Here is a 19,380-nt window from a genome sequence, read left to right as displayed (position 1 = left end):
CATGCCCACATGAACAACATCATCGAGAACGTCATCGCCGGCGTCATCGTCGTCGCCATCACCTGGCTGTCCGCCCGGGTCTGGACCCGCTGGCACCGCAAGGAGCACAGCGACTAGGACACCGGATGCCGGCACGGCCAGAGCAGGGGGACTGCCGGGCCCGGGTACGGGCGGGCAACGCGGGCGGACGCATGGTGGCCCCGGCCAGGGAAAACCCTGGCCGGGGCCACCATGGCAGACGAGTCGGGCTGTACGCCGGGTTCTGTGCCCCGGGACCTCGCGGTCGTCGGGGCGACGGCCATCCATCTAGGACCGGCGTTGCCGCCGGCCTCGTGCGGTCTACCCGCGGACTCGGGCGGGCAGCCCTCATGCGTCCGCGCAGGGACACCGAGGTGTCCCCTCTTGACCTTGCTCCGGGTGGGGTTTACCTAGCTGCCCAGGTCACCCTGGGCACTGGTGGTCTCTTACACCACCGTTTCACCCTTACCGAGGACCGAGGTCCCCGGCGGTCTGCTTTCTGTGGCACTGTCCCGCGGGTCACCCCGGGTGGCCGTTAGCCACCACCCTGCCCTGTGGAGCCCGGACGTTCCTCGGGAAGACCCCCGAAGGGTCTCCACGCGGCCGTCCGCCCGGCTCGTCTGCCGTGCCGACCATGGTACCCGGCAGCGGGTCAGAGGAAGTCGGCGGTCTCCAGGTCGAAGCCGAACGGCTCGGGGAGAGGCAGCGGCTTGCCGAAGGGCATCGTGACGACCTGGCGGTAGTCCTCGCCCTCCGGGTCGCTGAAAAGGGTCACCGAAGAGCCCTCGCGGTCGACCAACAGGTACAGCGGGATGCCGCCACGGGCATAGCAGCGCCGCTTGGTCTCGCGGTCCCGCTGCGGCCGGGTGGAGGTCACCTCGACGACGAGCGCCACGCCGTCGCACGGCATCCAGGACTCCGCGCCCCGGAAGAGCCGCAGCTCGGCGGGGGCGAAGGTCAAGTCCGGGATGACGTGGGTCCTGGGGCAGCTGCCGCCGCTCGGCAGCTTGAGGCCCTTGTTGCCGGAGACGTCCATGTCGGTGCGGGAACGCCTGATCACCTGCCTCACGATCAGGCTGTTGTAGTCCTCGTGGTCCCCGTCCGGCGGCGGCGTCACGACAATCTCCCCCTCGATCAGCTCGGCTCGGAAGCCCTCCGGCGTCTCCAGCGCCAGGAAGCCCTCCAGCAGGTCATCCGCCTGCGTGAGCGGTGCATGTGCCATGGCAGTCATGTCACGCCCCTTCCTCGGTCGCTCGTCAGACTGGGACATCGCCGGGCCGCCCGTCCGTGAGATGGGAGTCGTTCCCTCGATCGTGGCACATGATCAGGGAAGGCCGCAGGATTGCTGTTGACCTTGTCGCAGCGTCAACGTTTCTACTGGTCCTCATGCGGATCGGAGAGATCGCCGACCTCGTCGGCATCACAGCGCGGGCGGTACGCCACTACCACCACCTCGGGCTGCTGCCCGAGCCCCGGCGGCTGGCCAACGGCTACCGCGACTACACGCTGCGCGACGCCGTGCTGCTCGCGCGGATCAGGCGGCTGACCGAGCTCGGGCTCGGGCTGGACGAGGTGCGGGACGTACTGGCCGGCGACGCGGGGCGGGAGCTCGTCGACGTACTGGAGGAGCTGGACGCCGATCTGGCGCGGCAGCAGGCGGAGATCGGGGCGCGCCGGGAGCGGCTGGGGGTGCTGCTGGAGCAGGCGCGGACGGGGCGGCTGCCCGCCGAGGGGCCGGTGTCGCCGGGGCAGGCGGAGCTGTTCGGGGACATGGCCAGGGCCTCGGCCGCCCTGCCGGGGCCCGAGCCGGCGATGGCCGCGCGGGACCGGGAGATGCTCGCGCTGCTGGAGACGGTGGTGCCGGAGGAGGAAGGCGCGCGGCTGCTGGGCGCCATGCGGACGATGGCCGGGGCGCCGGGCGCGATGGAGCGGGCGTACGAGGTGTACGCGGCGCTCGACGCGCTCGCGGACGCGGCGGCCGGCGACGTACGGGTGGAGGAGACCGCGCGGGCACTGGCGGCGCTGGTGCCGGACGAGGTGGTGCCCGACGACATGGGTGACCTGGAAGGCGGGCCGGCCACGGTGTTCTTCGCGGACCTCTCGGCCGCGCAGGCGGAGGCCGTCCGGCGGGCGCTGCGGATCGCCGCGGAGCGTGCGCGGTGAGGCGGGTGGTGCGGGGCATGGCGTACGCCCTGCTGCCCGCCGAGGTGGTACTCGCCGTGTTCCTGGTGGCGGGGGTGCGGATACCGGGCGCCGTGGTGGTGGGGGCCGAGGTGGCGGTCCTCGCGCTGGTGGGCGCGGAGGTCCTGCTGTTCGTACGGCTGCTGCGGCGGGGGCTCGGCCTCCGGGAGGCGGTGTACGAGCTGGTGCCGGAGCCGGTGGTGCGGCTGATCGGGCACGAGCTGCGGCTGATGGTGAGCCTGGTGCGGTGGGTGGCGCGGCGGTCGCAGGGGACCGGCGGTACGGGGGCCGAGGCGTTCGGGCACGCGCGGGACCAGGCCGCGTACATGTACGGCTTCCTGTTCGTGTGCGTGGTGGAGACGGCCGGCATGTCGTACCTGCTGGCGTCGTGGCCGGTCGTCCACGCCGTGGTCCTGGTGCTGGACGTGTACACCGTGCTGTTCGTGCTGGGGCTGCACGCCGCGTCCGTGACCCGGCCGCACGTGGTGGACGGGGACGCGGTGCGGGTGCGGCAGGGGGCACATGTGGACCTGGTGATACCGCTGGAGCGGATCAGCGCCGTACGGCACGAGCCGCTGTTCTCGCACGAGAAGGCGGAAGGGGTGCTCGATCTGGCGGTCGCCTCGCAGACGTCCGTCACCATCGAGCTGAGCGAGTCGGTCACGGCCGTACGGCTGCTGGGGACGCGGTGTCCCGTACGCCTGGTGCGGTGCCACGCCGATGACGCGCGGGGGTTCGTGGACGCGGTCGGGCGGGCGCTCACGCGGGAGCGAACAGGGCCTTCGCCCGTCCCGGGTCCGCCTGCGTGAGCCGTACGCGCAGCCGCTCCCCCAGCGGGAGCGGGCGCGTGCCGCCCTCGACGCGCGCCACCACCGCCGGGTCCTCCAGGTGGACGGTGCCGATGGACGGGTCGCGGTCGTGCACGTCGACGACGTACGCGTCGAAGACCTCGCCCACCCGGTCCTTGAGCAGGGCGGCCTCCACGATGTCGACGCACTCGCGCTCGACGGTGCCCGCCCGGCGTGAGCCCTCCGCCATCCGCTGCGGGAGGCCGGGCAGGGCGGCCCGTACCCACTCCGGGGGCTCCTCACCCGCGACGGCGGCCACGCACAGCTCCCCGGCGTACCGGTCGACGAGGCGCCGCAGCGGGGCGGTGCAGTGGGTGTACTCGTCGGCGACGGCGGCGTGCACGGCCGGCACGGGCGTCTTGCCGTCGGTGAAGACGGTGTAGCCGGCGCCACGCAGAAGGGTGGTGCAGTCCTGGAGGAACGCGGCATGGCGGGTGTCGCGCGGGTCGAGGGAGCGGACGAGTGCGGCGTACGAGACGTGGTGCGGCCAGTCGATGCCCAGCGCCTTCGCGGAGCGCCGCAGCCGGGCGACGGCGCCGTCGGGGGCGGTGGGGAGCGTACGGAGGATGCCGGTACCGGCGGCGGTCATCAGGTCGGCGGCGGCCGCGCCGGTGAGCAGGGAGATCTGGGCGTTCCAGGCGTCGGCGGGGCGGGGTGCGCGGTACTCCAGCTCGTACCTGTGGTCGCGCTCGACGATCTCCTGCTCGGGGACGTTGAGGGAGATCCCGCCGCGTTCCACTTCCAGCCGTTCCCGGAGCGTGCCGATCTCGCGGAGCAGGGCGAGCGGCTCCTCGGCGGTGCCCGCGTCGAGCTGCTGCTGGACGCCCGCGTAGTCGAGCCGGGCGCGGCTGCGGACTAGGGCCCGGTGGACGTCGGTGGCGACGCGGCGCCCGTCGGCGTCGAGGTCGATGCGCCACAGGAGCGCGGGGGCGGTCTGGCCGGGGAGGAGGCTGGCGGCGCCCTCGGAGATGACGGGCGGGTGGAGGGGGATGCGGCCGTCGGGGAAGTAGAGGGTGAGGACGCGGCGGTGGGCCTCGGCGTCGACCGCGCCGCCGGGGGCGACGAAGGCGGCGACGTCGGCGATGGCGTAGTGGACGCGGTAGCCGCCGTCGGCGCGGCGCGTGAGGTGCATGGCCTGGTCGAGGTCGGTGGAGCCGGGCGGGTCGATGGTGAAGAAGGGGAGGTCGGTGGCGTCGCGCCCGGGCAGGCGGGGCGTTTTCGCGGCGGCCTCCGCCTCGGCGAGGACGGCGGGCGGGAAGGCGTCGGGGACGTCGAGCTCGGTACGCAGCGCGCGCAGGGCGGCCCGCAGGGGCGCCTCGGCCGCGCCGGTCACACGCATCTGGCGGCGGGGCATGGGTCGAGCGTATGGCGCGGGGCTCGGGGAGGCACGTCGTGCGGTGCGGTGCTTGGTGCGGTGCGGTGCTTGGTGCGCTGCGGGTGCTTTGTACGCGGCGGTGCTTGGTGCGCTGGGCGCTTCGTACGCTCCGGCGCTTCGTACCCTCCGGCGCTTTGTACGCTGGCGCGGGGCCGCATCCCCGTTTTCGTACGTACTGAAGGAGAACCACCGTGCTCGTGCTGTTGCCGCCCTCGGAAGGAAAGGCCGCATCGGGGAGCGGCGCACCGCTGGAGCCGGGTTCGCTGTCGCTGCCGGGGCTCGCCGCCGCGCGCGCCACCGTGCTGGAGGAGCTGGTGGAGCTGTGCGCCGGCGACGAGGACAAGGCGCGGGAGGTCCTCGGGCTGAGCGAGGGGCTGCGCGGCGAGGTCGCGAAGAACGCCGGGCTGCGGACGGCGGGTGCGCGGCCGGCCGGGGAGATCTACACGGGCGTGCTGTACGACGCGCTGGGCCTGGCGACGCTGGACACGTCGGCGCGGGAGCGGGCGGGGCGGTCGCTGCTGGTGTTCTCGGGGCTGTGGGGTGCGGTGCGGGTGGACGACCGGATCCCGTCGTACCGCTGCTCGATGGGCGTGAAACTGCCGGGGCTGGGGGCGCTCGGGGCGTACTGGCGTACGCCGATGGCGGCCGTGCTGCCGGAGGTGGCCGGGGACGGACTGGTCCTGGACCTGCGGTCGGCCGCGTACGCGACGGCGTGGAAGCCGAAGGGCGAGGTCGCGGCGCGGACGGCGACGGTGCGGGTGCTGCACGCGCCGACGAGGAAGGTGGTCAGCCACTTCAACAAGGCGACGAAGGGGCGGATCGTACGGAGCCTGCTGGAGGCGGGCGCGGTGCCCGGATCGCCGGGTGAGCTGGTGGAGGCGCTGAGGGACCTGGGGTACGTGGTGGAGACGCCGGGGGCGGGGAAGCTGGACGTGCTGGTGGACGAGATCCACTGAGCGGTTGCACATGCCGCAACGGTCGTTGCGGGTGGTGATGCTGCCCGGCAGGATGGCCGCATGACTTCCGCCACGTCCGTGCTGGACCATGCCCCGGTCGTGCCCGTCGTCGTCATCGAGGACGCCACCGACGCCGTACCGCTGGCGCGGGCGCTGGTGGCGGGCGGGCTGCCGGCGATCGAGGTCACGCTGCGGACCCCCGCCGCGCTCGACGCGATCCGGGCGATCGCGGCGGAGGTCCCGGACGCCGTGGTCGGCGCCGGCACGGTCCTCTCGGCGCGGGCCGTGGCGGACGCGGTGGGCGCGGGGGCGCGGTTCCTGGTGAGCCCGGGGTGGACGGACGGGCTGCTCGACGCGCTGGAGGGGTCGGGCGTGCCGTTCCTGCCCGGCGTCTCCACCGCCTCGGAGGTCGTGGCACTGCTGGAGCGCGGGGTGCGCGAGATGAAGTTCTTCCCGGCGGAGGCGGCGGGCGGCACGGCCTACCTGAAGTCGCTGGCCGGTCCACTGCCGCGGGCCCGGTTCTGCCCGACGGGCGGCATCTCACTCGCATCGGCGCCCGCCTACCTGCGGCTGCCGAACGTGGGCTGCGTCGGCGGCACCTGGATGCTCCCGGGCGACGCACTCGCGGGCCGGAACTGGTCGCGGGTGGAGGCGCTGGCCCGGGAGGCGTCGGCGTTGCGGAGCTGACACGTCGGAACCGTGCGCCGACGCTGTCGGCCGCTTGATGGGCCACGCCGACCGCGCGTCGGCCCGGCGGGCGGGGTCGCGTCGGCCCGGCGGGCGGGTTCGCGTCGGCCCGGCGGGCGGGTTGTGCGGCGCGCGCCGGGAGCCGGCCCGGTAGGCCGGGTGCGGGGCGCCGCGATCGGGCGTGGTCGGCCGGTTGTGGGTGAGCGGGCCCTGGCGGTCGGCCGGGGACACCGCCGCGACCGGCGGCGGAGATGAGGTGCTCCTACGGGGTGAGCGCCTCCACCAGCCACGCCAGCAGGCCGATACCCGCGACGCCGGCCGCGATGAACGCGGCGGCGAAGGCGATGGCCGGGAGCGCGAGCGCGAGCAGCGCACAGGAGCGGCCCCGGGCCGCCTCCGCCTCCGTCTCCGCCTCGTAGTCGTCGTCCCAGGGGCCCACGTCAGGCGAACCCGATGTCGAGGTGCTCGGCGGCCGGGCGGTAGCCCAGGCGCTGGTAGAGCGCGGTGCTGGTGGGGTTGGCGGCGTCGGCGAACAGCAGCACCTGCCGGGCGCCGGCGTCCTGGGCGGCGCGGCTGACGGCGGCGGTGACGGCCCCCGCGTAACCGCGACCGCGCAGTTCGGGCGGCGTGTAGACGGGCGAGACGCGGGACTGCCCGGCGGCGAGGGGCACGTCGGCGGCGGTGGCCCGCCGCGCGGTGCCGGGCGGCGCGGGGCACGGCGGCGTGAGGTCGCCGAGGCGGAACAGCCGGGTCCGCCGTACCGCGGTCCACGCCCCACCGGAGCCGGTCCACGCGGCCGCGAACGCCTGGGCGGGCCCGTCGGCGCCCTTCACGCCCGCGACGTACGTACCGCGCAGGGCTTCGGCGAGCTCACGGGCCGCCTCGTCCGGCATGGGCCCGAGCAGCGGAGCCTTGGGCGGGGTCTGGACGAACGCCGCCTCGACAGGCCCACCCGCAGTACGGCGCCACCACCCGAACCGGGCGTCGTCATCCTCGTCCGCGTACGGCCGGGGGCCGTGTCGCCGCACCGTCTCGGCGACGGTGAGCAGCACGGTGCAGCCGGCCGGGTCGGCATCGAGGTACGGGCCCGCCGTGCGGCGGAAGTCCTCGACGCCGTGGGTGAGTTGCCAGCTCATGGCTGCTGTCAGCGGAGGTGGGACGTGTCGTTCAGGAGGCGGACCGAGGCGTTGCCGTCCTTGTAGTACGCCACCGCCGAGAGCGACGCCGCGGCCAGCTCCATGCGGAACAGGGACTCCGGCGGAGCGCCCAGAGCCAGCCGGATCAGCGTCTTGATGGGCGTGACGTGCGTGACCAGCAGGACGGTACGGCCCGCGTGGCGGGCGGTCAGCTGGTCGCGGGTCGCCGCGACCCGGCGCGCGACGGCCGCGAAGGACTCGCCGCCCGTGGGGGCGGCCTTCGGGGAGGCCAGCCAGGCGTCCAGGTCGTCCGGGTACCGCTCCCGTACCTCCACGAACGTCAGGCCCTCCCAGGCGCCGAAGTCCGTCTCGCGGAGCCCGTCCTCGATGCGGACGTCCAGGCCCAGGCGGGCCGCGATCGTCGCGGCGGTCTGCCGGCACCGCGCGAGCGGCGACGAGACGATCTCCTGGATGGTGCCGCGCGCCGCGAGGGCGGCCGCGACCGCGTCGGCCTGCCGCCGGCCCACCGGGGACAAGTCCGGGTCACTGCCCCCGCTGCCCGAGAAACGCTTCTCCGGCGTCAGCGCGGTCTCCCCGTGCCGCAGCAGCACGAACGTCGCCGGCGCCCCGAGGTCCGCCGCGGCCGCCCACCCGACGGGCGGGGTGGCGGTCGTCGCGGTCGTCGCCGTACGGCTCGCGGCCGCGGCGACGCCCCCCTCGCTGAGCGCGTCCCCTCCGGCCGGTGCCACGCGAGTGGCCGCCGTGCTCTCGGGCGCCGTGCTCGCGGGCGCCGTGCTCTCCGGCGCCGTGCTCGCGGGCGCGGTGCTCGTCGTGCCCGCCAGCGCCGCGCGGGCCTTCGCCGCGCCCGCCGCCGCGTCGCCGACCACACGGGCCGCGCCCGTGTCGAGAGCGCCGGCGCGGGCACCGGCGTCCAGGGCGGCCGTCGACGAGGACGGCTGCCACTGCTTGCCGCGCTTGCCCGCGTCCATCGCCTCGTTGGCGAGCCGGTCCGCGTGCTTGTTCCGCTCACGCGGGATCCACTCGTACGTCACCTGCGACGGCGGGAAGATCCGGCCCGCCTCCGCCGCCAGCGGCTTCATGTCCGGGTGCTTGATCTTCCAGCGCCCGGACATCTGCTCCACGACCAGCTTGGAGTCCATCCGGACCCGGATCGTCGCGTCCGGCGCCAGCTCGCGCGCCGCCTTCAGGCCCGCCACCAGGCCCTTGTACTCGGCGACGTTGTTCGTGGCGACGCCGATGTACTCGGCCGCCTCCGCCAACGGCTCCCCCGACACCGGGTCCAGGACCACCGCCCCGTACCCCGCCGGGCCCGGGTTGCCCCGGGAGCCGCCGTCGGCCTCGACGATCAGTTCCCGCATGTCCGGCATTACAGGCCCGACTCCGACGTACGCACCAGGATGCGGCGGCAGTTCTCGCACCGTACGACCGTGTCGGGCGCCGCCGCCCGCACGTCGTTCACCTCGGTGATGTTCAGCTCGATGTGGCAGCCCTCGCAGCGCCGCTGGAACAGGCGCGCCGCGCCCACCCCGCCCTGCTGCTGGCGGATCTTCTCGTACAGCTTCATCAGGTCGGCGGGGATGGAACCGGCCACGAGCTCGCGCTCCTTGGCGACGGACGCGGCCTCGCTGTCCAGCTCCTGCTGCTGCGCGTCGCGCCGGGCGACCGCGTCGTCGACCTTGGCCTGGACGGAGGAGACCCGCTCGGTCAGCTCGGCGACCCGCTCCTGGGCGGACTCGCGGCGCTCCATGACCTCCAGGACGATGTCCTCCAGGTCACCCTGGCGCTTGGCCAGCGAGACGATCTCCTTCTGGAGGTTCTCCAGGTCCTTGGGGGACGAGATCGCCCCCGAGTCGAGCCGCTGCTGGTCGCGGACGGCGCGCTGGCGCACCTGGTCGACGTCCTGCTCCGCCTTGGTCTGCTCGCGGGCGCAGTCGCTCTCCTCGGTCTGTGCGGCGACGAGCAGGTCGCGCAGCTGGGTGAGGTCCTTGCTCAGCGACTCGATCTCGGCGTGCTCGGGCAGGGACGTGCGCTTGTGGGCGAGCTGCGACAGGCGTACGTCGAGGGACTGGACGTCGAGGAGTCGGATCTGGTCGGCGGGCGCGGCGTTCAGTTGGGGGCTCCAGAAGAAGAGTGGTGGGACCACGGGTCGGTGACCGTCCTGGACACATGGACCCTGAGGTCCCAGCCGTGGCGGTCGGAAATCTCGTCGAGCTGGGCGGCGGCCAGCTCGCACCAGGGCCACTCGGTGGCCCAGTGGGCGGCGTCGACCAGCCCCAGCGGTGAGTGGTGGGTGGCCTCGGAGGCCGGGTGGTGGCGCAGGTCGGCGGTGAGGAACGCGTCCACGCCCGCCGCCCGTACGGCGTCGAAGAGCCCGTCGCCGGAGCCGCCGCTGACCGCGACGGTACGGACGATGGCGTCGGGATCGCCCGCGACGCGGATGCCCTGCGCGGTGGCGGGCAGCCGCTCGGCGGCGCGGGCGGCGAACTCGCGCAGCGTCTCCGGGTGGTCCAGCTCGCAGATCCGGCCGAGGCCGTTCTCGGGTACGAGGGGCCCGGTGACGCGCAGGTCGAGGGCGCCGGCGAGGGCGTCCGAGACGCCGGGGTCGGCGGTGTCGGCGTTGGTGTGCGCGACGTGCAGCGCGATGTCGTTCTTGATCAGCGTGTGGACGACGCGGCCCTTGAAGTGGCCCGCCGCGACCGTCGTCGTACCGCGCAGATAGAGCGGGTGGTGGGCGACGATCAGGTCGGCGCCGAGCGCGATCGCCTCGTCGACGATCTCCTGTACGGGGTCGACGGCGAACAGCACGCGTGTGACGTCCGCGTCGGGGTCGCCGCAGACCGTGCCGACGGCGTCCCACTGTTCGGCCCGCTCGGGCGGCCACAGGGCGTCGAGCTCGGCGATGACTTCAGACAGACGGGGCACGGAGGAAAGGCTACCTGGCCCGCCCTCCGGGCCCGTACCTGCGCCGCCGTCACCCTGCCCGCGCCCACGGCCCCGCCAGGTCGCGGGCGCGGACCACGCACAGGTACGAGCCCGGGACCCCCGCCCGGTCACGGCGCCGAGCCCACCCGGGGTGGGGCGCCGGGACCCCGCCCGGTGGCGGCGCCGACCGCGCACAGGTACGGCCCGGCACCCGCCCGGTTACGGCACCGAGCCCGCCCGGCCGGGCCCCGGAACCCGCCCGGTAGGGCGCCGGAAGCCCGCCCGAGGGCGGGGCCACGCCCACCCGGCGGGCCCGGCCGGGCTGCCGGCCGGTCGGTGGGGGCGTGGCCCCTCCGGGCTCGTCTCCTCAAGGCCGGCGGCCTTGGGTACGTCGGATCCGGAGCCCGACCTTCGCCGCCGACCTCTGCGGGGACGACCCTGCACGGCCCCACCCCGGCCGTCGTTCGTCCGCGGGGCGGCGACGCCCCGTGCACGTGCGGACCGGGGAGCACAACCGCACCGCCTTCCTCAGGCGAACCCGGACATCGCCACCCTTATAGGTGAAGCGCGAGGGCTCCCGTTGTTCGGCTGGAAGTGCGAAAACTAGCTTCGGTCGCCGGAGGTGACGACTCGATGACAGCCTGTGCCCTCGAGACGGCCGCGGAGGACGACGGCGCGGTGTCGCGTGCGGGTTTCACCATCGCGGCGAACGGCGCCTACGCGGCACGCCTGGCCGGTTCCGGCGAGGCGCTGTTCCCGGAGCGGTGGACGCTGGACGGGCCGGAGCCGTACGCGGTGCCGCTGCCGGCCGCCCAGCCCGAGGACCCGCACGCGCAGCTGCTTCCGCTGGTGGACGGGCGGGTGCTGATCGGGCGCCGGGTGGGCGGGCGGTACGTCTTCTCGCTGCTGTACCCGACCGGGCCGCGAACGGGCGAACTGCCGCTCGGCGCGGTGGAGTCGGCGTCGCTGCGGCTGCTGCCGCCGTCGCCGGACGGAGCGTGCGCCTACGCGCTGGCCGCCGGGGAGCACTCGACAGGTGTCTGGCGGGTGGCCGGCGGAGCCCGCGGTGTCCCCGAGCACGTCGCCGAGGTCAGAGGGCGCTGTACGGGTGGGGCGTGGCTGGACCGTACGGGCCGGATGCTCGCACTGGACCGGCGGCCGCCCGGCGGCGGGCCGGTGAAGACGGTCGCGGTCGACCTGGAGCGGGGCGGCGAGGTGACGCCGCTGCTGCAGATCACGGACGGCAGCGACGACCGGCTGCTGCTCGCGGACCCGGACAGCGGGCTGCTGCTCATCCGGTCCGACGCACCGTCACCGGGCCACCACCGGCTGGGCTGGGGCGTCCTGGGGAGCACGCTGCCGGTGCGCTTCCCGGAGTGCCTGCGCCCGGCCGACGCCGCGGTGACGCCGTTCGCGATACAGCCGGGTCAGACGCTGACGCCGGAGGCGTGCGCCGTGGCGTTGCGGATCGACGCGGCGGCGGGCAGCTGGGTCGGGCTGTGGCGCCCGGCGGGGCGGCGGCTGCACCACCTGGCCGCGCCCGAGGGGTGGCTGGCGGGGGCCGGGCTGTGGACCCGGGAGGGGGCGCTGCGGCTGCCGTACGCGACGCGGTCGGTGCCGTGCGGCCTGGCCCGGGTCGACCCGGCCGTGGCGATGCCGGAGGAACCCGTACCGCATCCCGTCACCACACAATCGACACAAGCGGAATGCGCTGGTGGGGAACCGTCCGGGCGCGTGGTGACTCCTGGTGTGTGCAAGCCGGTGCCGTTGCAGCAGGCACCGCTCACCGGCCGCACAGCCCGTGGATAGACTCTCGGGCCGCAACATCGTCAGCGATCACTACGGGGTGACTTCCCACATGTCTGAAGCCAGCACCGACACGACCCACGGGCGACCGCAGGGGGACGCCGGCGGCTCCGGAAAGCACCGAGGGGGCGCGGCGTCGACGGAGGACCTCTCGACGCAGCCGCACGGCCGTCACCGCAAGGACCCGCACAACAGCGCGGCCTGACGGCACGACAGCCACAAGGGGCCGCCCCGGGGAGATCCCCCAGGGGCGGCCCCTTCGCCGTACGCGGCTCAGCCCTTCGCCAGGGACAGCACCTCGGCGGCGGCGAACGTCTCGCCGGGCGGCCGGGCGGCGTAGTACGGCGAGAGCAGGGCGTCCAGCTCCTCGTACGAGAAGGCCTCCTTGGCCGTGTCGAACGTCGCCGCCACCCTGGGCCGTTCCATCACGGCCACCATTCCGCCGTGGACGACGAGCAGTTGGCCGTTGACGGCGGAGGCTGCGGGTGAGGCGAGGTAGCCGACGAGGGGCGCGACGTGGTCCGGGGACAGCGGGTCGAGGTCGTCGCTCCCGGTGGGTTCCTTGAAGCCGGCGAAGACGTCCTGGGTCATACGCGTACGGGCGCGGGGACAGATCGCGTTGCACGTGACGCCGTACTTGGCGAGCGCGAGCGCCGTGGAGGTGGTCAGGCCCACGATGCCGCCCTTGGCGGCGGCGTAGTTGGGCTGGCCCGCCGAGCCCGCGAGGAACGCCTCGGAGGAGGTGTTGACGATCCGGCCGTGGACCGGTGCCCCGGTCGCCTTCGCGCGCTCGCGCCAGTGGACGGACGCGAAGTGGGTGGTGTTGAAGTGGCCCTTGAGGTGGACGCGGATCACCGCGTCCCACTCCGCCTCGCTCATCGAGAAGACCATCCGGTCGCGGAGGATGCCCGCGTTGTTGACCAGGATGTCGAGTCGGCCGTACGTGCCGATGGCGAGGTCCACCAGCTCCCCCGCCGTCGCGTGGTCGGCGACGTCCCCGACGTGGGCGACCGCCCGGCCGCCCGCCGCGCGGATCTCGGCGACGACCTCGGCGGCGGCGGCCGCCGACCCCTCCCCGTAGTCGTTGACGACGACCGCCGCGCCGAGCCGGGCCAGTTCGAGCGCTTCCGCGCGGCCAAGGCCCCGGCCGGCGCCCGTGACGATCGCGGAGAGGTCCCGCAGAGGCATGGACATGGGATCTCCTCCCCCTCAGATCTCGATGCAGGTACGCAGCGCCTCGCCGGTCCGCATCTGCTCCAGCGCGTCGTTGATGCCCGCCAGCGGAACCCGGTGGGTGATCAGGCCCGCGAGGTCGATACGGCCCGCCCGCCACAGGGCGATGGCCCTCTCGTACGAGCGGAGCACGTCACCGCCCCCGTACATCGAGGGCAGGATCCGCTTCTCGTCGAAGAACAGCTCGAACATGTTGAGCTGGAGGAAGTCGTCCATGGCGCCCGCGCCGACGATGCAGAGCGTGCCGCCGCGCCGGGTCGACTCGTAGGCGGTGCGGGCCGTGGCGGACCGGCCGACGACCTCGAAGACGTAGTCGAAGCCCTCACCGGCGGTGATCCGCTGCTTGGCGTCGGGGAGCCCGTCCGGGGCCACCGCCTCGGTCGCGCCGAACCGCAGCGCCGCCTCGCGCCGCGAGGCAACCGGGTCGACGGCCACGATCTGGGCCGCGCCCTGGAGCCTGGCGCCCTGGATCGCGGAGATGCCGACGCCTCCGCAGCCGATGACCGCGACCGACGCGCCCGCCTCCACGCGCGCGGTGTTGATGGCCGCGCCCAGTCCGGTGGTCACCCCGCAGCCGATGAGCGCGGCGATGTCGAAGGGGACGTCGTCGGGTATGGGCACCGCGCAGCCGGCGTCGACGACGACCTCCTCGGCGAAGGTGCCGGTCCCCGCGAAGCCGAAGACGTCCCCGCCGGGGCGCTTGAAGTTGGGCGTACCGGCGTTCATGAAGCCGGCGAGGCACAGCTGGGTCTGGCCGCGTTTGCAGGACGGGCAGGCGCCGCAGGCGGGCAGCCAGCACAGCAGCACCCGGTCGCCGGGCTTGTGTGCCGTCACCCCGTCGCCGACGTCCACGATCTCGCCGGCGCCCTCGTGGCCGGGGACGAACGGCGCCGGCTGCGGCAGGACGCCACTCATCGCGGAGACGTCGGAGTGGCACAGGCCCGTCGCCCTGACCCGGATGCGCACCTTGCCGGGGCCGAAGCCCACCGCCTCGACGTCGTCGAGGACCTCGAGTTTCTCCTGGCCGGTCTCGTGCAGTACGGCTGCGCGCATGGTGCGGCTCCCTTCACACAATTTGCTTCACACGGTTTGCTTCACACGGTTTCTACGAGGGTGTCGGCGAGGACCGGGGCGTCGTCCCGCTCGGCGGCGGACACCGCCACCCGTACGCCCGTGTCCTGGCGCCACATCCGGATACGGAGGGTCTCGCCCGGGTACACCACGCCCGCGAAGCGGGTGCGGTACGAGCGGACACGGGTGACGTCGCCGTCGAGGAGCGTGTCGGCGACGGCCTTCAGCGTCATGCCGTAGGTGCACAGGCCGTGCAGGATCGGCCGGTCGAAGCCGGCGAGCTTGGCGAACTCGGGGTCGGCGTGGAGCGGGTTCCAGTCGCCGGAGAGCCGGTAGAGCAGCGCCTGGTCCTCGCGCACGTGCCGCTCGACGGTCCGGTCGGGGGCGCGGTCGGGAGGTTCGGGGCGGGCGGAGGGGCCGCGGTCGCCGCCGAAACCGCCTTCGCCGCGTACGTAGATCTCGGCGTCGCTCGTCCACAGCGGCCCGTCGTCGTCGGCCGCCTCGGAGCGGAGGACGAGGACGGCCGCCTTGCCCTTGTCGTACACGGCGGCGACGCGGGCGGTGGTGACGGCCCGGCCGCGTACCGGGATGGGCCGGTGCAGGTGGATGGCCTGCCCGCCGTGCAGGACGGCCGCCAGGTCGACGTCGATGCCGGGTGCCGCCAGCCCGCCCATCATGCCCATCCCGGCACCCGCGACGGTGGCGAAGCTGGGCAGGACGTGCAGCCGGGATTCCAGGGTGTAGCGCAGCTCGTCGGGGTCGGTGGCGGGCGTGCCGGCGCCGAGGCCGAGGTGGTAGAGCTGGACGTCCTTGTGGTCCCAGGTGATCTCGGCGGAACGGGGCTCGGCCGCGAGTGCCTGGCCTGCGTCAATGGGCATGAGGCTCCTGCTCGTCGCTGGAGACCTCGGCACGGCCGTCCGCACCGTCGGCCGCGCCGAGGCCGTGAGGGGGCCGGTTCTAGAACGCGTTCTAGGGCCGGTGGTCCTCCTGTATAGCGCGAGCCTCGCGGGTTGGGAAGAGTCCTGACGGCGCGTCAGATACGGTCACGACATTGCTCCTGGCCCCCCGTTGCGGGCACAACGGGCCAGGGCGGCGCCTGTTCCCGGTCACCCCCGGGACGGTGCCCTCGCGGGACGGTGCCCTCGCGGGGCGGGCGCCCTCCCCGCGCCGGGAGGGGCGGAGCGCGGCGCCCGGGCGCGCGGGACGCCGCGGCGGCGGGCGGGTCCCGGGGATCGGGACCGGCTCCGCGGCGCGGCGTCCGGGTCGCGGGCGGGCTGCCGGCGAGAGGGTCGGTCGGCAGCCGTCAGTGGGACGGATCAGCCGGGCTGAAAGGGGTCAGAGCTTGTCCATGCCCTTGTACGGGCTGACGATGCGGGTCTTCTGGGAGCCGAAGTCGACGAGCGTGGCGATCTGGTCCTCGACGGCGATGACCGTGCCGAGACCGTGCCTGTCGTGGGAGACCCGGTCCCCTACCGCGAAGTGCTTGATAGGTGCGGCGACGGGGGCTTTGAAGGGACTGGTGGCGAGGTGGCGCCGGGGCGCGGAGCGATTCGTCATTTCCCGCCAGTATGCGGCACGGAGGCCGGATGGGGCAGGGGGCTGCCGTGAGCGGAGGCCGACCGTAACCTACGCCTCGGTGCGGCGCGGCAGCCACAGCAGCATCAGCACGGCGCCCACCAGCAGGATCCCCGCGCCGGTACGGAACGCCAGCGCGTACCCGGCGGTAAGCGCCTCCGGCCCCGTACCGCCCGCCATCCGGGACGCGGCGACCGTCGACAGGACGGCCAGGCCCAACGCGCCGCCCATCGTGCGTGAGGTGTTGACCAGGCCCGAGACCAGGCCGGCGTCGCCCGGTGCGGCGCCCGACGTGGCGAGCGAGGCGAGCGGGGTGATGGCCAGCCCGATGCCGGCCATCATCAGGATGCCGGGCCCGAGGATGGTCGTGACGTACGTACCGTGCGCGTCCATCAGGGACTGCCAGCCGAACCCGGTGGCGGCGATCAGCGTGCCGATCGCCGCGAGGTTGCGCGCCCCGGTCGTCACCATCAGCCGCGGCGCCAGCTTGGAGCCGACGATGACGCTGATCGAGCTCGGTACGAGGGCGAGGCCCGCCGCCAGCGGGGAGTAGCCGAGAACGTTCTGGGCGTACACCGTCATGAAGAACCACATGGCGAACGAGGCGGAGCCGTTCACCAGCATCGCCACGTTGGCCGCCGACACGGCCCTGGACCGGAACACCTTCAGCGGCATCAGCGGGGCGTCCGTCCGGGCCTCGACCGCCACGAACGCCACCAGCAGCGCCACCCCGCCGAGCAGCGGCAGCAGTGTCGCGCCCGCGCCCCAGCCCGACTCCTCGGTCTGCACGATGCCGTACGCCACGGCCGCGAGCCCGCCGGTGACCAGCACCGCGCCGGGCAGGTCGAGCCGCCGCCCGCCCTCGGTCCGGCTCTCGCGGATCCACAGCGCGGCCCCCACCAGCACCAGCACGCCGACCGGCACGTTGATCAGCAACACCCAGCGCCAGGACAGCAGGTCGGTCAGGACGCCGCCGACCAGCCCGCCCGCCGCGCCGCCGCCCGCGCCCACCGCCGACCAGGTGCCTATCGCCCGGGTCCGCGCGGGCCCCGGCGGCACCGCGCCGGTCACGATGGTGAGCGTCGCGGGTGCGAGGACCGCGGCCCCGAGCCCCTGCGCGGCACGGGCGGCGAGCAGCTGCCAGCCCTCCACGGCGAGGCCACCGGCCACGGAGGCGGCGGTGAACAGCCCGAGCCCCACCAGGAACATCCGCTTGCGCCCGAAGAGGTCCGCCGCCCGCCCGCCGAGCAGCATGAACCCGGCGAAGGCGATCGAGTACGCGTTGAGCACCCACTGGAGCCCGATCGCCGACAGCCCGAGGTCGGCACGCATCGACGGCAGCGCCACGTTCACCACGGAGACGTCGAGGACCACCAGGAACTGCCCGGCACAGGCGGCGGCCAGCACCGCCCAGGTACGGGCGGCGGGGCGAGGTGAGCCTGCGGCTGTGGGCGCGGGAGCGGCGGTGTCGATACGGGACTGAGACATGGCTGTCATGGTCGCAGGTGCCGTGCGCTCCGTACATCCGGATATGGACCTACGCCGGAAGTCCCGCGCGGGACCGCGCCGCCTACGATGTGACCGCCCAGTAGGACCGTCCGACGCCCTCGACCGACCAGGAGGAACCCATGGCTGTGCCTGCCGCGCCCAAGCCGGAGACGCTCGCCGCCTTCGAGGCCGCCAAGGGGTTCATGCCCGTACGCGAGGGCCTGGCGCTCCACGCGGCGGCCGCCGAGGCGGGACGGCTGGGGTTGCCGCTGCTGGAGGTCGGCACGTACTGCGGCCGTTCCACGATCCTGCTCGCCGACGCCGCCCGCGCGGCGGGCACGGTGGCCGTCACGGTCGACCACCACCGGGGCAGCGAGGAGCAGCAGCCGGGCTGGGAGTACCACGACCCGACGGTGGTGGACCCGGAGGTCGGGCTGATGGACACGCTGCCGACGTTCCGCCGCACGCTGCACGCGGCGGGCCTGGAGGAGCACGTGATCGCGGTCGTCGGCCGCTCGCCGCAGGTCGCGCGGGTATGGGCGGGCGAGGTCGGCCTGGTCTTCATCGACGGCGGTCACACCGACGAGCACGCCACGTCCGACTACGAGGGCTGGGCGCCGCGCGTGGTCGAGGGCGGACTGCTGGTCATCCACGACGTGTTCCCCGACCCCGCGGACGGCGGCCAGGCCCCGTACCGCATCTACCTGCGGGCCCTGGAGTCCGGCGCGTTCACCGAGGCGTCGGTCACGGACTCGCTGCGCGTCCTGCGCCGTACGGGCCCGGGCATCTGACCGACCGCGCGGGAGCCGGCGCGGGCTCCCGCGACGCGGGCCGCCGTACGGGGCGCGGACGTGGCGCCGGACGGGGCGCGGACGGGGCGCCTCAGCCGGCCAGGGTGCGGCAGGCGCCGGAGTGGCCGGGCAAACGGGGCGCCCCCTTCGCCCCTCCGGTCACGCCCGTGCCGGATCACCGGAGTCGTGGGCGGGGTGGGACACCCGGAGCCCGATGCCCCCGGCGGGAGGTGTCGCACACGGCCCACAACTCCCGCCCCTGGTGCCGTGGGGCACCCGGGGGGTGGACGGCAGGCAGGACCCTCCGGGAACCAGGCGGGCGCCGACCGAGCCCGTGGCGGCAGGCCCCCCCGGGGGTGGGCGTACCGGTTGGTGCACCGTTCCGGGCCGCCCTCCTTCCCGAGAGTCGCGGGCTCCGGCGCCCTGTCAAGGGCGCTTCGCGTCGGCTTCGCCGATGGGCTTCGCCCACCCTTGACAGGCCGCCTTCGCCCGCGCGTTTTCTCTCGGAGGGCGGCCCCGGGGAGCGGGCGTCCGGGGGCCAGCCCTTTCTGGGCGCTCGTTGCCGAGGCGGCCCGGCCGGGGCAGGCGCGGCAGGGGAATGGGGCGGTGACGGCTCGGCTAAGCGACTGGCGGCCGTCTCCCGGTTGCGGCACAAGACCTCGCTCCGGTGAGTGGTGGGTGCGCCCAAGTGGTGTGGGGCATCCGGGCCCGGCCCGGCGACTGCGGCCGGGTGAGGGGCCGGGGTACAGGCAGGTGGCTGGGGTGGGTGCGGGGCTGGGCCCGGGTGTTGCCCTGTCCGGCCGGGGGCACGGCGGGGACGTCGGGCCTCGGGACGGTGAAGCTCCCGGCCCGGCGCGGACCGGGCTTCCGGCTCGGGGCTGGGACCACGGCCTCCGGACGGTCGGGCGCGGCCGGGGTCGGTCCGGCCGCCGACACAGGCCAGCGGGACACGCCCACTGCTCCCCCGCCCGGAGCGCTCGAAGTCCGGGCAGGGGCGTCCCTTCCGGCCTCTCCAGTCACACTCGTGTCGGACCACTGGAGTTGTGGGCGGGATCGGACACCCCTGCCCGGATGCTCATGGCCAGGAGGCGTCCCACACCGCCCACAACACCCCAGCCCCGATACCGGTGTGACGGTGGGGACCAGTGAGGCGTCCTGGTGGGGCAGGCGGGGTCCCTGGACTCTCGAGCCCGGCACGCCACGCCGCGAGACGCCAAGCGACGGCCGTCATGCCCCGTCAGGGACCAGGGCGAGGCCCAGCCGACTTCCTGT

19 protein-coding genes and 1 other RNA gene are annotated in these 19,380 nt (G+C 74.5%); 7 read left to right on the top strand and 13 right to left on the bottom strand.

What is annotated here, in order from left to right; genetic code table 11:
* Positions 1 to 235 precede the first annotated feature (235 nt).
* Together rnpB and AMK26_RS03915 are read right to left on the bottom strand one after the other, a co-directional pair.
* Positions 236 to 637, bottom strand: an RNA gene (gene rnpB, locus AMK26_RS03920) — RNase P RNA component class A.
* A 33-nt stretch (positions 638 to 670) separates the two neighbouring features.
* Positions 671 to 1,249, bottom strand: a complete 579-nt coding sequence (locus AMK26_RS03915) for a Uma2 family endonuclease (protein ID WP_073751905.1) — start codon at positions 1,247 to 1,249, stop codon at positions 671 to 673.
* A gap of 155 nt (positions 1,250 to 1,404) precedes the next feature.
* On the opposite strand from AMK26_RS03915, the gene AMK26_RS03910 reads away from it, so the two are divergent.
* On the top strand, positions 1,405 to 2,181 hold the full coding sequence (locus tag AMK26_RS03910; protein ID WP_073751903.1) for a MerR family transcriptional regulator: 777 nt from the start codon (positions 1,405 to 1,407) through the stop codon (positions 2,179 to 2,181).
* A 17-nt stretch (positions 2,182 to 2,198) separates the two neighbouring features.
* Positions 2,199 to 3,008, top strand: a complete 810-nt coding sequence (locus AMK26_RS03905; protein ID WP_107420850.1) for a hypothetical protein — start codon at positions 2,199 to 2,201, stop codon at positions 3,006 to 3,008.
* Here AMK26_RS03905 and AMK26_RS03900 read toward each other — a convergent pair.
* Positions 2,959 to 4,401 (bottom strand): RNB domain-containing ribonuclease, encoded by a 1,443-nt coding sequence (locus AMK26_RS03900; RefSeq protein ID WP_073751899.1) that lies wholly within the window; start codon positions 4,399 to 4,401, stop codon positions 2,959 to 2,961. The two genes, AMK26_RS03905 and AMK26_RS03900, sit on opposite strands and share 50 nt — an antisense overlap.
* Positions 4,402 to 4,613: 212 nt before the next feature.
* On the opposite strand from AMK26_RS03900, the gene yaaA reads away from it, so the two are divergent.
* Complete coding sequence (gene yaaA / locus AMK26_RS03895) at positions 4,614 to 5,378, top strand: peroxide stress protein YaaA (protein WP_073751897.1); 765 nt, start codon at positions 4,614 to 4,616, stop codon at positions 5,376 to 5,378.
* Between the two features lie 60 nt (positions 5,379 to 5,438).
* A complete protein-coding gene (eda, locus tag AMK26_RS03890; RefSeq protein WP_073751896.1) occupies positions 5,439 to 6,065 on the top strand; it encodes a bifunctional 4-hydroxy-2-oxoglutarate aldolase/2-dehydro-3-deoxy-phosphogluconate aldolase in 627 nt (208 codons plus the stop codon).
* A gap of 262 nt (positions 6,066 to 6,327) precedes the next feature.
* On the opposite strand, the gene AMK26_RS36890 is transcribed toward eda, so the two are convergent.
* From AMK26_RS36890 to AMK26_RS03870, 5 genes are read right to left on the bottom strand one after another with little or no spacing between them, the layout of a single operon-like run.
* The gene (locus tag AMK26_RS36890; RefSeq protein ID WP_158071101.1) at positions 6,328 to 6,504 is read right to left on the bottom strand and encodes a hypothetical protein; all 177 of its coding nucleotides are present in this window, start codon (positions 6,502 to 6,504) and stop codon (positions 6,328 to 6,330) included.
* A gap of 1 nt (position 6,505) precedes the next feature.
* Positions 6,506 to 7,201, bottom strand: coding sequence for a GNAT family N-acetyltransferase (locus AMK26_RS03885; protein ID WP_073751894.1), 696 nt, complete (start codon positions 7,199 to 7,201; stop codon positions 6,506 to 6,508).
* 8 nt (positions 7,202 to 7,209) lie between these two features.
* Positions 7,210 to 8,580 (bottom strand): bifunctional RNase H/acid phosphatase, encoded by a 1,371-nt coding sequence (locus tag AMK26_RS03880; RefSeq protein ID WP_073753006.1) that lies wholly within the window; start codon positions 8,578 to 8,580, stop codon positions 7,210 to 7,212.
* Positions 8,581 to 8,588: 8 nt separating this feature from the next.
* The gene (locus tag AMK26_RS03875) at positions 8,589 to 9,332 is read right to left on the bottom strand and encodes a zinc ribbon domain-containing protein (protein WP_198944002.1); all 744 of its coding nucleotides are present in this window, start codon (positions 9,330 to 9,332) and stop codon (positions 8,589 to 8,591) included.
* Positions 9,329 to 10,144: a Nif3-like dinuclear metal center hexameric protein gene (locus AMK26_RS03870; RefSeq protein WP_073751892.1), complete on the bottom strand. Its 816-nt coding sequence runs from the start codon at positions 10,142 to 10,144 to the stop codon at positions 9,329 to 9,331. Before AMK26_RS03870 ends, AMK26_RS03875 begins: the two co-directional genes overlap by 4 nt.
* 633 nt (positions 10,145 to 10,777) lie before the next feature.
* Between AMK26_RS03870 and AMK26_RS03865 the strand changes: the two genes are divergently transcribed.
* Entirely contained in the window at positions 10,778 to 11,953 is a 1,176-nt protein-coding gene (locus tag AMK26_RS03865) for a hypothetical protein (protein ID WP_073751891.1), read from the top strand.
* Positions 11,954 to 12,002: 49 nt separating this feature from the next.
* Positions 12,003 to 12,155 (top strand): hypothetical protein, encoded by a 153-nt coding sequence (locus AMK26_RS37195; protein WP_198943984.1) that lies wholly within the window; start codon positions 12,003 to 12,005, stop codon positions 12,153 to 12,155.
* Positions 12,156 to 12,223: 68 nt separating this feature from the next.
* On the opposite strand, the gene AMK26_RS03860 is transcribed toward AMK26_RS37195, so the two are convergent.
* From AMK26_RS03860 to AMK26_RS03840, 5 genes are all read right to left on the bottom strand, one after another.
* Positions 12,224 to 13,144, bottom strand: coding sequence for a 3-oxoacyl-ACP reductase (locus AMK26_RS03860; protein WP_073751889.1), 921 nt, complete (start codon positions 13,142 to 13,144; stop codon positions 12,224 to 12,226).
* A gap of 15 nt (positions 13,145 to 13,159) precedes the next feature.
* Positions 13,160 to 14,236, bottom strand: a complete 1,077-nt coding sequence (locus AMK26_RS03855) for a Zn-dependent alcohol dehydrogenase (protein WP_073751887.1) — start codon at positions 14,234 to 14,236, stop codon at positions 13,160 to 13,162.
* Between the two features lie 41 nt (positions 14,237 to 14,277).
* Positions 14,278 to 15,132, bottom strand: a complete 855-nt coding sequence (locus AMK26_RS03850) for a MaoC/PaaZ C-terminal domain-containing protein (protein WP_073751886.1) — start codon at positions 15,130 to 15,132, stop codon at positions 14,278 to 14,280.
* Between the two features lie 457 nt (positions 15,133 to 15,589).
* Positions 15,590 to 15,811, bottom strand: a complete 222-nt coding sequence (locus AMK26_RS03845; RefSeq protein ID WP_073751884.1) for a hypothetical protein — start codon at positions 15,809 to 15,811, stop codon at positions 15,590 to 15,592.
* Positions 15,812 to 15,880: 69 nt separating this feature from the next.
* Positions 15,881 to 17,326, bottom strand: coding sequence for an MFS transporter (locus AMK26_RS03840; RefSeq protein ID WP_073751882.1), 1,446 nt, complete (start codon positions 17,324 to 17,326; stop codon positions 15,881 to 15,883).
* Positions 17,327 to 17,457: 131 nt separating this feature from the next.
* Here AMK26_RS03840 and AMK26_RS03835 point away from each other — a divergent pair, with 131 nt between their 5' ends.
* The gene (locus AMK26_RS03835; RefSeq protein WP_073751880.1) at positions 17,458 to 18,108 is read left to right on the top strand and encodes a class I SAM-dependent methyltransferase; all 651 of its coding nucleotides are present in this window, start codon (positions 17,458 to 17,460) and stop codon (positions 18,106 to 18,108) included.
* Positions 18,109 to 19,380 lie beyond the last annotated feature (1,272 nt).

Source organism: Streptomyces sp. CB03234, assembly GCF_001905885.1.
In the GTDB taxonomy this organism is placed as follows: Bacteria; Actinomycetota; Actinomycetes; order Streptomycetales; family Streptomycetaceae; genus Streptomyces.
Note: the sequence above shows the minus strand (reverse complement) of the source record. Positions and strands in the feature narration are given on the sequence as shown.